Raw genomic sequence first — 17,074 nt, 5'->3', positions numbered from 1 at the left:
AGACCCGCCGCCACGCGCGGCAAGGCAGAAAAAAGGACCGCCATGCGCCCCGGAGCCCGAAACCTGATTACCGATGTCGCGGGCCTGACGGTCGGCAATGCCCGGGACGAGTTGCTGCGATCGGGGGTGACCGTGCTGACCGGCGCCGCTCCCTTGGCCTGCGGGGTCAATGTCATGGGCGGCGCCCCCGGCACGCGCGAGACAGAGCTGCTGGCCCCCGACAAGCTGGTCTCGGAAGTGGACGCGCTGGTGCTGGCGGGCGGCTCGGCCTTTGGGCTGGCGGCCTGCGACGGCGTTTCCGAGGGGCTGCGCGCCATGGGGCGCGGCTTTCCGGTCGGGCCGGTGCGGGTGCCGATCGTGCCCGGCGCCATCGTCTTCGACCTGCTGAACGGCGGCGACAAGAACTGGACGGCCAATCCCTATCCGGCGCTGGGACGCGCGGCGCTTTCGGCCGCCACCCGCGATCTCGCCATCGGCAGCGAGGGCGCGGGCACCGGCGCGCTGACCCATCGCTGGAAAGGGGGCTTGGGTTCGGCCTCGGTGGTGCTGGCTTGCGGCATCACCGTCGGCGCGCTGGTGGTCGTCAATGCGCTGGGATCGGTGACGGCGGGGGACAGCCGCCAGTTCTGGGCCGCGCCCTGGGAAATGGGCGACGAATTCGGCGGGCTTGGCCTGAGCGGCCCCTATGACCCCACGCATGAGCCCTCGCCCATGAAGCGGCTGGGCGAGGCCACGACCATTGCCATCGTCGCAACCGATGCGGCGCTGGACAAGGCGGCGCTGACGCGGCTGGCGACGGCGGCGCAGGACGGCATGGCGCGGGCCATCGTGCCCAGCCACACGCCCTTTGACGGCGATCTGGTCTTTGCCGTCTCGACCGGGGCGCGCGCCCTGCCCGACCCGGCGATGACGCCCTTTGCGCTGGGGCATGCGGCGGCCTGCGCGCTGGCCCGCGCCATTGCGCGCGGCGTCCATGCCGCCCGCCCGCGCCCCGGCGATCTGCAACCCTGCTGGTCTGCGTGACGGGACGGGGGGGCGAAAAGGGCGGCGCGCCCCTGCGCGCCGCCAGTCGAGAGCGCCAAGAGGGAAAACCTGGCGTCAGGACATAACCCCGACCTGCCGCCTTGGGGTCCATCCATCTTGCCGGTTTCGTTACTTTCTAGGCTTTTACTTGCGTTGCGGCGGTAAACGCGCAAATTTGCGCCCGACATGCTGCAAGGGAGAGTCGCGATGAACAAGCAACCCACCGATCTCAAGATGCTTTTGCGCGACCCTTCGCTGTTGCAGACCCGCGCCTATGTCGCCGGCGAATGGATCGACGCCGATGACGGCAAGACCTTCCCGGTCGTGAACCCGGCGCGCGGCGATGTCATCGCCGAGGTCGCCGACCTGTCGCGCGCCGAGGTCGCCCGCGCCATCACGGCCAGCGCCGCCGCGATGAAGGATTGGGCCGCCCGCACCGGCAAGGAACGCGCGCAGATCATGCGCAAATGGTTCGATCTGATGATGGAAAATCAGGACGATCTGGGCCGCATCCTGACCGCCGAGATGGGCAAGCCCCTGCCCGAGGCCAAGGGCGAGATCGCCTATGGCGCCAGCTTCATCGAATGGTTCGGCGAAGAGGCCAAGCGCATCTATGGCGAGACCATCCCCGGCCATATGCGCGACAAGCGCCTGACGGTGATCAAGCAGCCGATCGGGGTCGTGGCCTCGATCACGCCGTGGAACTTCCCGAACGCGATGATCACCCGCAAATGCGGCCCGGCCATTGCCGCCGGTTGCGGCTTTGTCGGCCGTCCCGCCGCCGAAACGCCGCTGTCGGCGCTGGCCATGGCGGTGCTGGCCGAACGCGCCGGCATTCCCAAGGGGCTGTTCAGCATCGTCACCTCGTCGCGGTCCGCAGATATCGGCAAGGAATTCTGCGAGAACCCCTTGATCCGCAAGCTGACCTTTACCGGCTCGACCGAGGTGGGCCGCATCCTTCTGCGTCAGGCCGCCGATCAGGTGCTGAAATGCTCGATGGAGCTGGGCGGCAACGCGCCCTTCATCGTCTTTGACGACGCCGATCTGGATGCGGCGGTCGAGGGCGCCATGGCGTCCAAGTTCCGCAACAATGGCCAGACCTGCGTCTGCGCCAACCGCATCTATGTGCAGTCGGGCGTCTATGATGCCTTTGCCGCCAAGCTTGCGGCGGCGGTCGACAAGCTGCGCGTCGGCGACGGCTTTGACGAGGGCGTGACCACCGGCCCGCTGATCACCGAAAAAGCCGTCGAAAAGGTCGAGGAACATATCCAGGACGTCCTTGCCGGCGGCGGCGCCATCGCGACCGGCGGCAAGCGCAAGGAGGGGCTGTTCTTTGAACCGACCGTCGTTACCGGCGTCACTGACGCGATGAAGGTCGCGACCGAGGAAACCTTTGGTCCGCTGGCGCCGCTGTTCCGTTTCGAGACCGAGGCCGAGGTGATCGACAAGGCGAATGCCACGATCTTCGGCCTTGCCAGCTATTTCTATGCCCGCGACATCGGTCGCATCACCCGCGTGCAGGAGGGGCTGGAATACGGCATCGTCGGCGTCAATACCGGCATCATCTCGACCGAGGTTGCACCCTTTGGCGGCGTCAAGCAGTCGGGCCTTGGCCGCGAAGGCTCGCATCACGGGATCGAGGACTATCTGGAAATGAAATATATCTGCCTGTCGATCTGATCAGGCAGCAGGCGCGGCCCGGGCGATCTCGGGCCGCCGCAGATAAAGCCCGCTCATCATCGGCGCGGCCCCGCACCACCAGACCAGCACCGCAAAAAGCAGCGCCCGGCTAAACGGCATCCGCACCTGCGGCAAGGGCACCGATGCCAGCAGCGCCAGTGCCTCGTTCTGTTGTGAAGGTGGAACCATCAGCCGCATCCCGCCCAGAGCCAACCCGGATTCCGGCATGGCGTTATGGATCAGCGGATCGGTGATCCCGGCCCGGATTCCGGCCGCGTGCAGCATGGCAGCCGCCAGCTGCGCCTCGTGCCAGCGATAGGCATGGGCGATCACCACCGGACCGCCCGACGCCAGATGCGCGGCCTTAGTTGTCGTCTTCGTCGTCGTCATCCGCCTCGGGCAGATTGAAGAAACTGTCGGCGTCCAGATCCTCGTCGCGGGCGGGCTTTTCTTCGTCTCTGGTCAGGGTGAAGTTTTCCAGCCCGGCGATGGCGCTCGGCAGGCGCGGCTCGTCGGACATGGCCAGCGAGGTCTCGGTCGAGAGCAGCTTGCGACGCTCGTCATCGGTCATGGCGCCGCCCTCGGCCGCCTTGCGCTTGGCGGCTTTCTGCACGGCGGCATCCAGTTCCGACTGACGACACAGGCCCAGGGCGACCGGATCGATGGGTTGGATGTTCTGGATGTTCCAATGCGTCCGTTCGCGGATCGAGGCGATCGTGGGCTTGGTGGTGCCGACCAGCTTGGCAATCTGGGCATCGGCCAGTTCCGGGTGGAACTTGACCAGCCACAGGATCGCCGCCGGACGGTCCTGACGCTTCGACAGCGGGGTATAGCGCGGGCCGCGGCGCTTTTCCTCGCCATCGGCGGCGGGGTTATGCTTGAGCTTCAGCTTGTAGCGCGGATCCTTTTGACCCTTCTCGATCTCGGAGGCGTCCAGCTGGTTCGAGGCGATGGGATCGAACCCCTTGACGCCCGTGGCCACGTCGCCATCGGCAATACCCTGCACCTCAAGCTCATGCATGCCGCAGAAATCGGCGATCTGCTTGAAGCTCAGCGTGGTGTTGTCAACCAGCCAGACAGCGGTGGCCTTGGCCATCAGCGGCTTGTTCATGACCTTCTCCTTAACAATATCTCTTCCGGCCGGGGAAAACGGCTTTCGGCAGCTGCCATTCCATTTTCAGGGGGATTGACGGGCTATATAGGCCGATACGGGTGCGAAATAAAGCCTGAATTTCGTGGCGCGGGACGGCGCGGGGCGATAATCTCGCGGCCATGAAAGCCCTCGCCCTGACCTTCGCGCTGCTTGCGTCCCCCGCCCTTGCCCAGGACATTGCCGGGCGCTTCGACTATTACGTTCTGTCGCTCAGCTGGTCGCCCAGCTGGTGCCGCGCCGAAGGCGACGCCCGCGACGCCGATCAATGCGATCCCGGCCGGCGCAACAGCTTTGTCGTCCACGGCCTCTGGCCGCAATATGAGCGCGGCTGGCCCGAGGATTGCCGCACGCCGGCCCGCGACCCCTCGCGCCGCGAAACCCGCGAGATGGGGGATATCATGGGCTCGAGCGGCCTCGCCTGGTATCAATGGAAAAAGCATGGCCGCTGCACCGGCCTTGCGGCAAAGGACTATTTCGCCCTGACCCGCGCCGCCGCCAAGGCCATCGCGATCCCGGCGCCGCTGCACCGGCTGGACCGCGACGTCTCGCTGCCGGCAAAGGTCGTCGAGGAAGCGTTCATCGAAGCCAATCCCGACCTGACGCGCGACGGCATCACCGTCACCTGCCGCGACCGCGCATTGCAGGAGGTCCGCATCTGCCTCACCCCCGACCTGCAGCCGCGCGCCTGCGCCCCCGACACGCGGCGCGATTGCAGCGGCAGCTTCCTGATGCCCGCGCCGCGCTAGATGGCAGGCGCCGGGTGCCTCCGGCGGGGATATTTGAACATGAAAGAAGCCGTTAACCGAATCGCAAGGATTTTCGGTCATCCTGAAGATACGGAACAGGCGGGGACGCCGATGGCCGTCATGGAAGAAGCCACACCCTGGCCCTCAGCTCCGGCGGGCGGGGTGTGTGCTTTTCTTTCATGTTCAAATATCCCCGCCGGAGGCACCGGCAACTGACAGCGGACGGGTGGGTTCAGGTCTCACCCGAGACCAGCAACAAGATCTTTCCGACATGGCTGCTGCTTTCCATGTGGCGATGGGCATCGACGGCATCCTGCAAGCGGTTGGTGCTGTCGATCAGCGGCCGGACCGCGCCCGCCTCGATCAGCGGCCAGAGCCTGTCGCGCAAGATGCGCGCAATCCGGGCCTTGGCCAGATCGGATTGCGGGCGCAGGGTCGAGCCGGTGACGGTCAGGCGCCGGGCCATGATCTGGGCAAAGTTGATCTCGGCCTTGGGACCGGCCAGAAAGGCGATCATCACCAGCCGCCCATCATCGGCAAGGCTCTTGAGGTTGCGGGCGATATAGTCGCCCCCCACCATGTCAAGGATCAGGTCGGCACCGCCCGCCTTGCGCAGGATGGTGACGAAATCCTCGTTGCGGTAATTGATCGGATGCGCGCCCAGATCGGCGCAGGCGGCACATTTATCGTCCGAGCCAGCCGTCGCCCAGACCGTCGCTCCCAGCGCCCTTGCCACCTGGATCGCCATGGTTCCGATGCCCGAGGAACCGCCATGGATCAGAAACCGCTCGCCCGCGCGCAGATGGCCGCGCATGACGACATTCGACCAGACGGTGAAGGCGGTTTCGGGCAGGGCGGCGGCGGCGCGCAAATCCAGCCCGCACGGCACCGGCAGGGCGTGATCGGCGGCGCAGGTCGCATATTCGGCATAGCCGCCACCGGGCAGCAAGGCGCAGACCCGCGCGCCGACCTTCCAGCGGGTGACGCCCGGCCCGATCGCAGCGACAACGCCGGAACATTCCAGTCCCGGCAGGTCCGAAGCACCCGGCGGGGGCGCGTAAGAGCCGGCGCGTTGCAGCAGGTCGGGGCGGTTCACCCCGGCCCAGGCGATGCGGATCAGGATCTGGCCATGACCGGCGACGGGCACCGGGCGGTGTACCGGCTTCAGGACCTCGGGGCCGCCATGGGTCGAAATCTCGACGGCCTGCATGACATCTGGGATCACGCGTCACCTCGGTCGCTGGCGGGGATGGTGTCGCCGGCCCAGGCGGGGTCCTGATGGCGCGGCGCCGGGGCCTTGATCCAGCCGGTCGCGGCCTCGGCCAGGGCCGAGAAACCGGGCAGCGCGCGGACCCGACCCTTGAACCCTTCAAAGCGCATCACCCCGTCCAGGCGGCGCTCAAGAAAGGCGCGGGTCTCGGCCGCGTCGGGCGACTCGTCGCCCAGCCAGTAAAGCACCGTCGCGCCATAGACGGCGGAAAGCGTGGCGCGTTTAGAGTACCAGTTCACGTCCTGCGAGCGGTCGCCCAGCCCTGCCCAGATCGCATCGGAGGTTTCCCAGATCAGCCGTGCGCCAAGTGCCGCGTGCTGGGGCAGGGCAAAGATCGCCGCCCCGGCCCGCGCCAGTTCGCGATCGCTCAGCGACAGGCGCTGCATCACCGCCTGCGCGACGCGGTCGCGGAAACGGCCCTGCGGCGGGGTATCGGCCAGCCAGGCGCGCAGGGCAGCGTCGCCCCGGCGGTGATAGGCGGTTGCTAGATCCGCACCGCCGCGCGGCAGATAGACCCGCGCCAGCGCCGGATCCATGCCGATTTCACGCGCGGCCTCATGGATGGCGCGTTCGCCCATGCCCTCGAAAAGGACATGGTTCAGCGCCGCATCGATCAGGCGGTCCCTGGCGTCCGTCATGCTTATTCCCCCTGCAACGACCAGACCCGGATAATCTGGACAAAACCGATTCGCCCTGCTAATGGGGCGCTTCCTGCAAATCTGCTCAACTTTAACCTAGGAAGGTGGTGACAACCACATGCAGGTAAGTGTTCGCGACAACAACGTCGAACAGGCGCTTCGTGCTCTGAAGAAAAAACTTCAGCGCGAGGGGGTGTTCCGTGAAATGAAGCTCAAGCAGCATTTCGAGAAACCCTCGGTCAAGAAGGCCCGTGAAAAGGCCGAGGCCGTCCGCCGCGCCCGCAAGCTGGCGCGCAAAAAAGCGCAACGCGAAGGCGCGCTGTAAGACAAGCGACCACATCGGTTCAGAAAACCCCCGCTTTGCCGGGGGTTTTCTATTGCGCGCATGGCACGGCAGGCTGCGACACCCGGCCCGATTGCGCGCCCCGCCGCGCCCGCCTATCCTGCCGGCCATGATCTTGCTGCGCAGCCTCCTGATCCTGCTGGTTCTGGCCCTGACCCCCGCCCATGTCGCGGCAGAGGGGCCGCAGGTCATGCCGGGCGCGCATGTGATGGCGCAGATGGACGCGATGGATGATTGCTGCGACAGCGGCACGCATCAGGCGGGTTGCCAGATGCAGCCGCCGCTGCCGGAAAGCGCAGCCATTTCCGCCCCCCGGACCTGCGCCCGGCAGATGCGCGATCCTGTCGTGCAGGACCGCCGGCAGGGGCGCAGCCCCGATCTGGCCCTGCGCCCTCCGATCCCGGGTTGAAGCCCGCCTTGCGCCGTCATGGCGCCTCTTGCTTCAACATCAGGAAAACCAACATGAATATTCATCTCACGGGCCTTGCCGCCCTGTTCGTCGCGCTGACCGGCCCCGCCCTTGCGCAGGACCGGAACATGACCGTCCACAAGGATCCGAGTTGCGGCTGCTGCACCGCATGGGCCGAACTGGCCGAGAAAGCCGGCTATAAGGTCTCGGTGGTCGAGAGCGCCGATATCGCCGCCAGCAAGGCCGAAGCCGGGGTGCCCGAGGCGCTCTGGTCCTGCCACACCGCCCGGATCGACGGCTATGTGATCGAGGGGCATGTGCCCTTTGACGCCCTTGCCCGGCTGCTGGAAACCCGGCCGGACGTTCTGGGCATCGCCGTGCCCGGCATGCCCGAGGGCTCGCCCGGCATGGGCGACGATCCGGCGGCACGCTATGAGGTGATCGCCTGGGGCAACGAGGCCGGGGATGGCACGCTGTTCCAGAAGGTCGGCGACTGACGCGGACCCCTAAACCGGCAGCGCGGTGGTGAAAGCCACCGTGCGCAACGAGAACGAGGAATGCATCTGCGCCACCCCCGGCAGCTTGGCCAGCCGCTGGCGGTGGATACGGGCGAAATCGTCGGTGTCCTGCGCCACCACCTTCAGCAGGTAATCGGCAGAGCCGGCCATCAGGTGGCATTCCAGCACATCGGGGATCTTGCGGACCTCGCGCTCGAACGCCTCAAGGATCTCATCGGCCTGACCCGACAGGGTGATCTCGACGAAGACCGTGGTCGGACGCTCGAGCTTGCGGGCATCGAGCAGGGCGACATAGCCCCGGATCACCCCCAGATCCTCAAGCCGCTGCACGCGGCGGTGGCAGGCGCTGGGGGACAGGCCCACCTCGGCCGCGAGGTCCGAATTGGTCTTGCGCCCGTCGCGTTGCAGAACCGTCAGGATGCGGCGATCCGTTGCGTCCATCTCGATCATTGTCGAATTTCCCTGCGCCGCTTACCCGATCAAGGGCGGATTCTTCGACGATAGCCCGTCGTCGTCCCGCGTTTAAGAAAAAAATGCCGCCCGCCCTGTGTCACCATTCCCTTACAGGGAGAGGAGACCCAAGCCATGAAGATCGGATGTCCCACCGAAATCAAACCGCAGGAATACCGCGTCGGCATGACCCCCGAAGCCGCGCAGGAGGCTGTCGTGCGCGGCCATGAGGTGCTGATCCAGTCCGGGGCCGGGCTGGGCTCGGGCTTTGCCGATGCCGATTATGTCGCCGCCGGCGCCCGCATCCTGCCCGATGCCGCCAGCACCTTTGCCGAGGCCGAGATGATCGTGAAGGTCAAGGAACCGCAGGCCTCCGAACGCGCCATGCTGCGCAAGGGGCAGGTGCTGTTCACCTATCTGCATCTGGCCCCCGACCCCGACCAGACCAATGACCTGCTGAAAAGCGGCGTCACCGCCATCGCCTATGAGACGGTGACGGATGCGCGGGGCGGGCTGCCGCTGCTGGCGCCGATGTCCGAGGTCGCCGGCCGGCTTGCGCCCCAGATGGGGGCATGGACGCTGCAAAAGGCCAATGGCGGCTCGGGCGTGCTTCTGGGCGGCGTGCCCGGCGTCAGGCCCGCGAATGTGCTGGTGATCGGCGGCGGCGTCGTCGGCACGGCGGCGGCGCGGGTCGCGGCGGGGATGGGGGCGAATGTGACGGTGCTTGACCGCTCGGTGCCGCGGCTCAGCTATCTGGACGATATCTTCATGGGCCGGCTGACCACGCAATATGCGACCGCCGGCGCCATTGCCGACCTGCTGCCCGATGCCGACATGGTGATCGGGGCGGTGCTGGTCCCGGGCGCCGCCGCGCCCAAGCTGGTCACCCGCGCGCAGCTTGGGCTGATGAAGCCCGGCTCGGCGCTGGTCGATGTCGCCATCGATCAGGGCGGCTGCTTTGAGACCTCGCGCGCGACCACGCATCAGGACCCGGTCTATGAGGTGGACGGGATCATGCATTACTGCGTCGCGAACATGCCGGGCGCCGTGCCGCGGACCTCGACCCGGGCGCTGGGGAACGCCACGCTGCCCTTCATGCTGGCGCTGGCCGGCAAGGGCTGGCGGCAGGCGCTGCGCGACGACGCGCATCTGCGCGCCGGGCTGTCCACGCATGAGGGCATGCTGACCTCGGGTCCGGTGGCCGAGGCGCTGGGGCTGGACTGGACCACGCCCGAGCAGATCATCAACTGAAACATGAAAAGACCGGCGCGGGGGCTGCCCGCGCCGGTCGATCCTTGCTTGCCTTGATGCGATCAGGCGCGCTGTGCGCGCAGTTCGTCACGGATCTGGGCCAGCAGTTCTTCCTGGGTCGGGCCGGCCGGAGCGGCGGCCTCTTCCTCTTTTTTCTTCACGGTCGCCGACTGGACGCGGTTCACTGCCTTGACCAGCAGGAACACCGCCCAGGCGATGATCAGGAAGTTGATGACCGCCGACAGGAACGCCCCGTAGGCAAAGACCGAGGCGCCGGCATCGCGGGCCGTCTTCAGGCTGGCGCCAGCGGGCACTTCGCCCTTGAGCACCAGATAGTGGGCACTGAAATCCGTACCGCCGGTGATCAGACCGATGATCGGGTTGATCAGATCGGCCACCAGCGAGTTGACGATGGCCGTGAATGCCGCACCAATGATGATACCGACCGCGAGGTCGACCACATTGCCGCGGGCGATGAATTCCTTGAATTCCTTGAACATGGGCTTACCTTTTCCAACCTGTTGCGCGTGTTTCTGGCGCGAGCTGCCATATCACGCCGAGCACATGTAAAGAAAGAGAATTCAGGAGACGACATGACGGCACTTTCCGACTTTCCGATCACCCGCCGCTGGCCTCCGGTTCGTCCCGACGCGATCCAGCTCTACACGCTGAACACGCCCAATGGCATCAAGACCTCGGTCATGCTTGAGGAATGCGGGCTGGACTATGATGCGCATCGCATCAGCATCTCGGATCCCGAGGACCAGTTCACCCCGGAATTCCTGTCCCTGAACCCCAATAACAAGATCCCGGCGATGATCGACCCGAACGGGCCGGACGGCCAGCCGATCGGCATTTTCGAGACCGGCGCCATCCTGATCTATCTGGGCGACAAGACCGGAAAGTTCCTGCCGAAATCGGGTGCGGCGCGCTATCACACCATCCAGTGGCTGATGTGGCAGATGGGCGGGCTGGGGCCGATGTTCGGGCAGGTCGGCTATTTCCACCGCTACAAGGGCAAGGAAATCGAGGATCCCCGCCCCCGCACCCGCTATTACACCGAGGCGCGGCGCATCCTTGGCGTGCTGGACCGCCAGCTTGAGGGGCGCGACTGGATCACCGGCGACTATTCCATCGCCGACATGGCGGTCGGGCCGTGGCTCAGGACCGTGCGCGTGAACTATGAGGCCGAGGCGGAAACCGGCATGGACACGTTCAAAAACGTGCAGGCCTATCTGGACCGTTTCCTGGCCCGCCCCGCCGTCCAGCGCGGCATTCTGGTCGGCGCGGCTTAAGGCACGACCGGCGCGGCCCCGCATCGCGGGCCGCGCCTATTGGCAAGGGTCATCCGGCGGGCAGACCAGTCCCAGTTCGATGATCAGATCGGCCATTTCACCGTCCTTGCCCTGCAGCGCGACGCTGCACAGATAGGTTTTGTGCTCGGCCAGGTAGTTCTCCATGGGCTTGCGCCATTCCTCGGAGGTGTCGACCATCTGCTCGGCGGTATAAAGCAGGTATTCGACATAGGCCGAATAGGCGGTGCGCTGGGTCTCGTCCTTCAGCGTGCAGTAATCGGCATTGGCCAGTTCCGGCTTTTGCACGGTCAGGTTCAGGAATTCGCGATAGATTTCCCGCGCCGTCTGGTCGCGCTGGATGCGGTCGGCCTGCCCCACCTGATAGGGAATGACCACCAGCGCCGTCAGCGCGGCAAAGGCGGTGGCGATGGCGCCCAATGCCCCCAGCGCCTCGGCGTTCCGGGTCAGCCAGCCGCGCATGGTCAGACCTTGGGCTGTTCGTGGGTGGCGCAATGGATGCCGCCGCCGACCTCGCCCACCGGGTCGATGTTCAGCATGACGATCTCGCGCCCCGGATAAAGATCGGCCAGAATCTCGGCCGCCTCGGCATCGGCGGCCTTGTCGCCGAATTCGGCGGCGATCACCGCGCCGTTGCAGACATAGTAATTGACATAGGAGGACACGAAATCCGGGCTGTCGACGCGGATGTCATAGGGCTCGGGCAGCTCGACCAGTTCCAGCTTCTTGCCCTGCGCGTCAGTCGCGGCCTCAAGAATGTCATAGGTTTCGGCGGCGGCAACCGACCAGGGGTCGTCGGGGTCGACCTCTTCGCCGATCTGGATCAGCACCTGCCCCGGTTTGACGAAGCGGGCCAGCGCGTCGATATGATAGTCGGTGATGTCGGCGCCCTTGATGCCGGGCGCCCAGATCAGCTTTTGCGCGCCCATCGTGTCCAAGAGCATCGCCTCGACCTCGGCCTTGCTGCCCTTGTTGCGATTGGGGTTGATGAAGGTGCTTTCATGGGCGATAAGCGTGCCGTGGCCGTCGGTCTCGACGCCGCCTGCCTCGCCCACCAGACCGGCATCAAAGACCTGCAGGCCCAGCCGCTCGGCCACGCGCCGGGCGATCTTGCCGTCATGGTCATGGACCTGCTTGTTGCCCCAGCCGTTGAAGTTGAACTGCGTCACCGCCAGCCCGCCCTTGCCATCGACGACAAAGGACGGCCCGCTGTCGCGGCACCACAGATCGTCGGTCGGAATGTCCCACAGTTCGACCTCGGACGAGACCAGCTTGCGGATCGCCTTGTGATGTTCAGCCGCGGCCAGCATCACCACCGGCTCGAACCCGGCGATGGCATTGGCGATATCGGCGATGGTGCCTTGCAGCTCGGCCAGAAATGCCCGGTCGTCATGGACTTTGCGATTGACCGGCCATTGCATGAAGGTGCGCTCATGCGGGTCGGTTTCCTCGGGATACCAGAAGCCGGCGGCGCGGGCAGCACCCTGCGCCCGCGCGCCCCGTCCCCATAAGGACAGGCCCCCGGCGGCGGCGGCGGCGGCAAGAATGGAACGACGCGACATCATCAATGCACCTCAGGCAGAAAGCTCAGTTCGCGATCTGAGAGGTTTAACCCGGAAAGATCAATAGCTCACCCAAGGTCGCCTGCGGCCGAGGGGTCAGTCGCCCCATGTCTCGTTATGGATCATCGCCTGCAGCGGATGGCGCCCGGCCCAGCCGCGCGCCTGCAGTTCCGGCTGGTCGTAAAGTTCGCGCACATGGCCAAGGCACAGATAGGCCACCGGCACGACATGATCGGGCAGGTTCAGGATGCGGCGCAGATCGTCGTCGCGCAGGATGCTGACCCAGCCCAGACCGACCCCTTCGGCCCGCGCGGCCAGCCACAGGTTCTGCACCGCGCAGGCGGTGGAATAGAGGTCCGTGTCGCGGTTATGGGTGCGCCCCAGCACCACCGGCCCGCCCCGCGAACGGTCGCAGGTGATGCACAGATTGACCGGCGCCTCGGTGATGCCTTCCAGCTTGAGCTGCGCGTAAAGCCCCTGCTTTTCATCCGGAAACATCGCCCGCGCCTCGTCATTGGCGGCCTGGAATGCGGCGCGGACCTGCTGGCGGACCGCATCGCTGCGGATGACGATGAAATTCCACGGCTGCATCAGCCCGACCGAGGGCGCCGCATGCGCGGCCCCCAGAAGCCGCATCAGCAGATCGTCGTCGATGGGGTCGGGCAGGAACTGGCCGCGCACATCGCGCCGCTCGTGGATGGCGCGATAGACGGCGGCGCGCTCGGCGTCGGAAAAGGGGCCGGCAGGCTTCAGTCCATCCGCAGCCATGAGCTTCCCCCGATCCGTGAAACGGCGCCCGCGCACAAGACGCGGGCAGCCGAGATAGTCAGCCCCGCAGCACGCCGCCGGTGGCCTTGCCGACCTTTTCCACGATCCTGGCGGCGACCGCCTCGATCTCGGCATCGGTCAGGGTCTTGTCGCGCGGTTGCAGCCGCGCGGTGATGGCGATGGATTTCTTGCCACCCTCAAGCCCGGTGAACTGGTCGAACACCGTCACCCGCTCGATCAGCGCCTTGTCGGCGCCAGCGGCGGCATTGACCAGCGTCAGCGCCTCGACCTGCGCATCGACCACAAAGGCAAAGTCGCGTTCGACCGCCTGCAGGTCCGACAGCACCAAGGCCGGGCGCGAGGGCGTGCGGGTCTTGGGCAGCGGCACATTGGCGATGCGGATGGTGAAACCGACCGCCGCGCCCTTGATGCCGAAATGGCGCAGGATGCGGGGATGGATCTCGCCAAAGGTGGCCAGCGTGTTCGGCCCCAGTGCGACATTGCCGGCGCGGCCCGGATGCCACCAGCCCGCCAGCTTGCGGTTGATCTGGGCTTTCGCAGGCGCACCAATGGTTTGCAGGATCGCCTCGGCATCCGCTTTGGCGTCATAGATATCGACCTTGCGGCGCGAGGCATAGGGATCGCGGGCCGCATTGGCGCCGATCAGGATGCCCGACAGATGGGTCTCTTGCTCGCCCGGCTCGCCGCCCGAAAAGACCGGGCCGCATTCGAACAGCGCCAGATCGGCAAAGCCGCGCGCCTGATTGCGCGCCGCCGCCGCCAGCAGGCCGGGCAGCAGGTCGGGGCGCATATGCGTCATCTCGCTGCTGATCGGGTTCTCGACGCGCAGCGCATCCGCGCCGCCGCCAAACAGCGCCGCCGCCGGCTGGTCGATAAAGCTGTAGGTCACGCATTCATTATAGCCAAGGCTGGCCGCCATGCGCCGGGCGGCGCTTTCGCGGGCCTGCAAGGGCGTCAGCACCGGCTGCGGCACGCCCGCACGCGGACGCGGCAAAGGCTGGCCCTGCAGCTTGGTCAGCGAGGCGATGCGCGCGACCTCTTCGACCAGATCGGCGCTGCCCTGCACATCGGGGCGCCAGCTGGGCACAAAGGCCTGATCGCCCTCAAGCCGGAAGCCAAGCGCCTCAAGCGTGCGGCGCTGCTCAGGCGCGGGGATGTCCATGCCGACAAGGCTGATGACACGCGCCGGATCCAGAACGTAGCTGCGGCTTGTGTCGGGAACGGCGCCTGCGGTGACGATTTCCGATGCCTCGCCGCCGCACAGGTCCAGCACCATGCGCGTCGCCAGCTCCAGCCCCGGCTGGGTAAAGGCCGGGTCCACGCCGCGTTCAAAGCGGTAGCGGGCGTCCGAATTGATCTTCAGCGCCCGGCCCACGGTCGCGATCGCGATCGGGTCCCAATAGGCGCTTTCCAGAAACACGTTGACGGTCTCCTCCGAGCAGCCCGAGACCTCGCCGCCCATGACGCCGGCGATGCTTTCGGGGCCGTTCTCGTCGGCGATGATCATGGTGCCGGGGGCAAAGGCATAGGTCTTGCCGTCCAGCGCCAGTATCTCTTCGCCCGCGACCGAGGGGCGCACGATCAGATCGCCCTTGACCTTGTCCGCGTCAAAGACATGCAGCGGGCGGTTCAGGTCATAGGTGAAGAAATTGGTGATATCGACCAAGGCGTTGATCGGGCGCAGGCCGATGGCGGTCAGGCGCTTTTGCAGCCATGCCGGCGAGGGGCCATTTTTGACGCCCCGGATCACCCGGCCCGAGAAGAACGGCGCCTTGCCCGCAACCTGCGCATCGATCACCACCTTGATGCGCGAGGCAAAGGCGCCCGGCACGGTTTCCGCCTTTTCGGCGCGCAGCGCGCCAAGGCCGCGCGCGGCCAGATCGCGGGCAACGCCGCGCACGCCCAGCGCATCGGGACGGTTCGGGGTGATCTTGATCTCGATCACCGGGTCGATGGTCTCGGGGCGGTTCGCGGCCAGCCAATCGACGAACCTCTCACCAACCCCGCCCGAGGGAAGCTCAATGATTCCATTATGTTCGTCGGAAAGCTCCAGCTCGCGTTCCGACGCCATCATGCCATGGCTTTCGACGCCGCGGATCTTGCCGACGCCCAGCGTGACATCGATGCCGGGGACATAGTCGCCGGGTTTCGCCAGCACCACGGTGATGCCGGCGCGGGCATTCGGGGCGCCGCAGACGATCTGCTTTTCGCCCTCATCCGTCAGCACCTTGCAGACGCGCAGCCGGTCGGCATCGGGATGGGGCACGGCCTCGAGCACCTTGGCGATGGTAAAGGGCGCCAGACGCGCGGCCGGGTCGGTCACGCCCTCGACCTCAAGGCCAAGATCGGTCAGCGCCTCGGTGATCTGATCCAGCGAGGCGGCGGTGTCGAGATGCTCCTTGAGCCAGGAGAGGGTGAATTTCATGTCTGCGTCCCCGTGACGTTTGGGCGTCCCTTAGCGCATGGCGCGGCGGAATGGTAGGGTGGTGCGCCGCCCCGGCAGCCGCCCTGCCGGATTGGCTGCGAATATAGGGAAAATCCGCGTGATTTGCGGACAGCGCGCTTAGACAGGTTGTACACCGCTTTCCGGGGGCGGGTCTTGTGCCGCGCCTGTCCTGCCCTATATGTGAATGGAATTAACATGGATATGGGGTCAATGGACACTCAACGAGAAATCCTGATCGAGCAGCGGGTCGCCAATGACGCGAAATCGCCCTTGGTCGCCTATCTGCTGCTGATCTTTCTGTGGGGGCTTGGCGTCCACCGGATGTATCTGGGCCGCTGGATCAGCGGCATCCTGATGGCGGTTATGTGGGGTCTGGGCTGGCTGATGGCGCCGATCCTGATCGGCTGGCCGCTTCTGGGTCTGGTCTGCCTGTGGGTGGTGATCGACATGTTCCTGATCCCCGGCATGATCCAGGAGGACAAGGACGATATCCGCCGCCTGCTGGGGTCGGAACTGCGCTAGCGCCGGTCGGGAAAGGCGCGCCAGGCGCCAGACGTGGCATGGAGAACGCGGGCCGCGTCAGAGTGATGGCAGCGGCCCGCAAGACTCTTCTCTGAATTGCGCGATGGGCGCATGATTGCCCCATTGAACGATATTTCAGACTCAGAGATCAGAACATGCATTTCCCCAAAGCTTTCCCTTGGCTGCTGGCCGCAGCCTGCATCACCGCATGGCCCGCGCTTGCCGATGAGGCAACCGATCTGGCCAAGGACCTCAGCAACCCGGTGGCGGCGCTGATCAGCGTGCCGTTCCAGTTCAACTATGATTCCGGGATGGGTCCGAATGACGATGGCCACCGCACGATGGTCAATGTCCAGCCCGTGATCCCCTTTGAACTGGGCGAGAACTGGAACCTGATCTCGCGCACCATCATCCCGCTGATCCATCAAAGCGACGTGGTGCCCGGGCGCACGCAATCGGGCACGGGCGATGTGGTGCAAAGCCTGTTCCTGTCGCCCAAGAACCCGACCGCGGGCGGTCTGATCTGGGGCGCGGGGCCGGTCTTTCTGCTGCCGACTGCCTCGGACGATCTGGGCGCGGACCAGTTCGCGGCCGGCCTGACCGGCGTGGTGCTGAAACAGACCGGGCCCTGGACCTTTGGCGCGCTGACCAACCATCTGTGGGATGTTGGCGGCGGCAGCGATCCGACCGATATCAGCACCACCTTTTTGCAGCCCTTCATCAACTATACCACGGCCGATGCCGTGACCTTCGCCATGAATACCGAGGCCAGCTATGACTGGGTTCAAAATGAGGGATCGGTGCCGCTGAACCTGTCGGTAAGCAAGGTGGTCAAGCTTGGCCCGAACCTTGTCAGCCTGGGCGGCGGGCTGCGCTATTGGGTGGACGGGCCGGAAAACGGGCCGGATGGCTGGGGCGCGCGGGCAATCGTGACCTTCCTGTTCCCGCGCTGAACCGGCCA

Annotated in this window: 20 protein-coding genes; 10 read left to right on the top strand and 10 right to left on the bottom strand. The window is 66.0% G+C overall.

The window, feature by feature from the left end:
• Positions 1–42 precede the first annotated feature (42 nt).
• Together DFP89_RS16755 and DFP89_RS16750 are read left to right on the top strand one after the other, a co-directional pair.
• Entirely contained in the window at positions 43–1,023 is a 981-nt protein-coding gene (locus tag DFP89_RS16755; protein ID WP_114350537.1) for a P1 family peptidase, read from the top strand.
• Positions 1,024–1,230: 207 nt separating this feature from the next.
• Entirely contained in the window at positions 1,231–2,703 is a 1,473-nt protein-coding gene (locus DFP89_RS16750) for an NAD-dependent succinate-semialdehyde dehydrogenase (RefSeq protein WP_114350536.1), read from the top strand.
• Here the strand turns inward: DFP89_RS16750 and DFP89_RS16745 are convergent, their stop codons facing one another.
• On the bottom strand, positions 2,704–3,093 hold the full coding sequence (locus DFP89_RS16745) for a hypothetical protein (protein ID WP_147273338.1): 390 nt from the start codon (positions 3,091–3,093) through the stop codon (positions 2,704–2,706).
• Complete coding sequence (locus DFP89_RS16740) at positions 3,068–3,814, bottom strand: DUF1013 domain-containing protein (RefSeq protein WP_114350534.1); 747 nt, start codon at positions 3,812–3,814, stop codon at positions 3,068–3,070. Before DFP89_RS16740 ends, DFP89_RS16745 begins: the two co-directional genes overlap by 26 nt.
• Before the next feature lie 161 nt (positions 3,815–3,975).
• On the opposite strand from DFP89_RS16740, the gene DFP89_RS16735 reads away from it, so the two are divergent.
• Positions 3,976–4,602, top strand: a complete 627-nt coding sequence (locus DFP89_RS16735) for a ribonuclease T2 family protein (RefSeq protein ID WP_114350533.1) — start codon at positions 3,976–3,978, stop codon at positions 4,600–4,602.
• A gap of 232 nt (positions 4,603–4,834) precedes the next feature.
• On the opposite strand, the gene DFP89_RS16730 is transcribed toward DFP89_RS16735, so the two are convergent.
• Together DFP89_RS16730 and DFP89_RS16725 are read right to left on the bottom strand one after the other, a co-directional pair.
• Positions 4,835–5,812 (bottom strand): NAD(P)H-quinone oxidoreductase, encoded by a 978-nt coding sequence (locus DFP89_RS16730; RefSeq protein ID WP_114350532.1) that lies wholly within the window; start codon positions 5,810–5,812, stop codon positions 4,835–4,837.
• Positions 5,813–5,823: 11 nt separating this feature from the next.
• Positions 5,824–6,510 carry a COQ9 family protein gene (locus DFP89_RS16725; RefSeq protein ID WP_114350531.1) on the bottom strand — a complete coding sequence of 229 codons (687 nt, stop codon included), beginning with the start codon at positions 6,508–6,510 and terminating at the stop codon, positions 5,824–5,826.
• Between the two features lie 118 nt (positions 6,511–6,628).
• Between DFP89_RS16725 and rpsU the strand changes: the two genes are divergently transcribed.
• From rpsU to DFP89_RS16710, 3 genes are all read left to right on the top strand, one after another.
• Positions 6,629–6,835 carry a 30S ribosomal protein S21 gene (gene rpsU / locus DFP89_RS16720; protein WP_011748553.1) on the top strand — a complete coding sequence of 69 codons (207 nt, stop codon included), beginning with the start codon at positions 6,629–6,631 and terminating at the stop codon, positions 6,833–6,835.
• A gap of 133 nt (positions 6,836–6,968) precedes the next feature.
• Positions 6,969–7,262, top strand: a complete 294-nt coding sequence (locus tag DFP89_RS16715; RefSeq protein ID WP_147273337.1) for a hypothetical protein — start codon at positions 6,969–6,971, stop codon at positions 7,260–7,262.
• 53 nt (positions 7,263–7,315) lie between these two features.
• On the top strand, positions 7,316–7,759 hold the full coding sequence (locus tag DFP89_RS16710) for a DUF411 domain-containing protein (RefSeq protein WP_114350529.1): 444 nt from the start codon (positions 7,316–7,318) through the stop codon (positions 7,757–7,759).
• Between the two features lie 9 nt (positions 7,760–7,768).
• Here DFP89_RS16710 and DFP89_RS16705 read toward each other — a convergent pair whose 3' ends face one another.
• Positions 7,769–8,227: an Lrp/AsnC family transcriptional regulator gene (locus DFP89_RS16705; RefSeq protein ID WP_181870375.1), complete on the bottom strand. Its 459-nt coding sequence runs from the start codon at positions 8,225–8,227 to the stop codon at positions 7,769–7,771.
• A 138-nt stretch (positions 8,228–8,365) separates the two neighbouring features.
• Between DFP89_RS16705 and ald the strand changes: the two genes are divergently transcribed.
• Entirely contained in the window at positions 8,366–9,481 is a 1,116-nt protein-coding gene (gene ald / locus DFP89_RS16700) for an alanine dehydrogenase (protein WP_114350527.1), read from the top strand.
• Positions 9,482–9,543: 62 nt separating this feature from the next.
• On the opposite strand, the gene mscL is transcribed toward ald, so the two are convergent.
• Entirely contained in the window at positions 9,544–9,981 is a 438-nt protein-coding gene (gene mscL, locus DFP89_RS16695; RefSeq protein WP_114350526.1) for a large conductance mechanosensitive channel protein MscL, read from the bottom strand.
• Positions 9,982–10,074: 93 nt separating this feature from the next.
• Here mscL and DFP89_RS16690 point away from each other — a divergent pair, with 93 nt between their 5' ends.
• Positions 10,075–10,776 carry a glutathione S-transferase C-terminal domain-containing protein gene (locus tag DFP89_RS16690; protein WP_114350525.1) on the top strand — a complete coding sequence of 234 codons (702 nt, stop codon included), beginning with the start codon at positions 10,075–10,077 and terminating at the stop codon, positions 10,774–10,776.
• A gap of 36 nt (positions 10,777–10,812) precedes the next feature.
• On the opposite strand, the gene DFP89_RS16685 is transcribed toward DFP89_RS16690, so the two are convergent.
• The 4 genes from DFP89_RS16685 to pheT all read right to left on the bottom strand — a co-directional run bounded on the left by DFP89_RS16685 (position 10,813) and on the right by pheT (position 15,570).
• A complete protein-coding gene (locus DFP89_RS16685; protein WP_114350524.1) occupies positions 10,813–11,256 on the bottom strand; it encodes a hypothetical protein in 444 nt (147 codons plus the stop codon).
• Positions 11,257–11,258: 2 nt separating this feature from the next.
• Positions 11,259–12,356 (bottom strand): agmatine deiminase family protein, encoded by a 1,098-nt coding sequence (locus tag DFP89_RS16680; RefSeq protein WP_220269860.1) that lies wholly within the window; start codon positions 12,354–12,356, stop codon positions 11,259–11,261.
• A 96-nt stretch (positions 12,357–12,452) separates the two neighbouring features.
• Entirely contained in the window at positions 12,453–13,124 is a 672-nt protein-coding gene (gene bluB / locus DFP89_RS16675) for a 5,6-dimethylbenzimidazole synthase (protein WP_114350522.1), read from the bottom strand.
• Between the two features lie 58 nt (positions 13,125–13,182).
• Positions 13,183–15,570 (bottom strand): phenylalanine--tRNA ligase subunit beta, encoded by a 2,388-nt coding sequence (gene pheT / locus DFP89_RS16670; protein WP_114350521.1) that lies wholly within the window; start codon positions 15,568–15,570, stop codon positions 13,183–13,185.
• A gap of 231 nt (positions 15,571–15,801) precedes the next feature.
• Between pheT and DFP89_RS16665 the strand changes: the two genes are divergently transcribed.
• Together DFP89_RS16665 and DFP89_RS20855 are read left to right on the top strand one after the other, a co-directional pair.
• Positions 15,802–16,113, top strand: a complete 312-nt coding sequence (locus DFP89_RS16665) for a TM2 domain-containing protein (protein ID WP_114350520.1) — start codon at positions 15,802–15,804, stop codon at positions 16,111–16,113.
• 155 nt (positions 16,114–16,268) lie between these two features.
• Positions 16,269–17,066 (top strand): transporter, encoded by a 798-nt coding sequence (locus tag DFP89_RS20855; RefSeq protein ID WP_114350519.1) that lies wholly within the window; start codon positions 16,269–16,271, stop codon positions 17,064–17,066.
• Positions 17,067–17,074 lie beyond the last annotated feature (8 nt).

It is taken from the genome of Paracoccus lutimaris (assembly GCF_003337565.1).
In the GTDB taxonomy this organism is placed as follows: domain Bacteria; phylum Pseudomonadota; class Alphaproteobacteria; order Rhodobacterales; family Rhodobacteraceae; genus Paracoccus; species Paracoccus lutimaris.
Note: the sequence above shows the minus strand (reverse complement) of the source record. Positions and strands in the feature narration are given on the sequence as shown.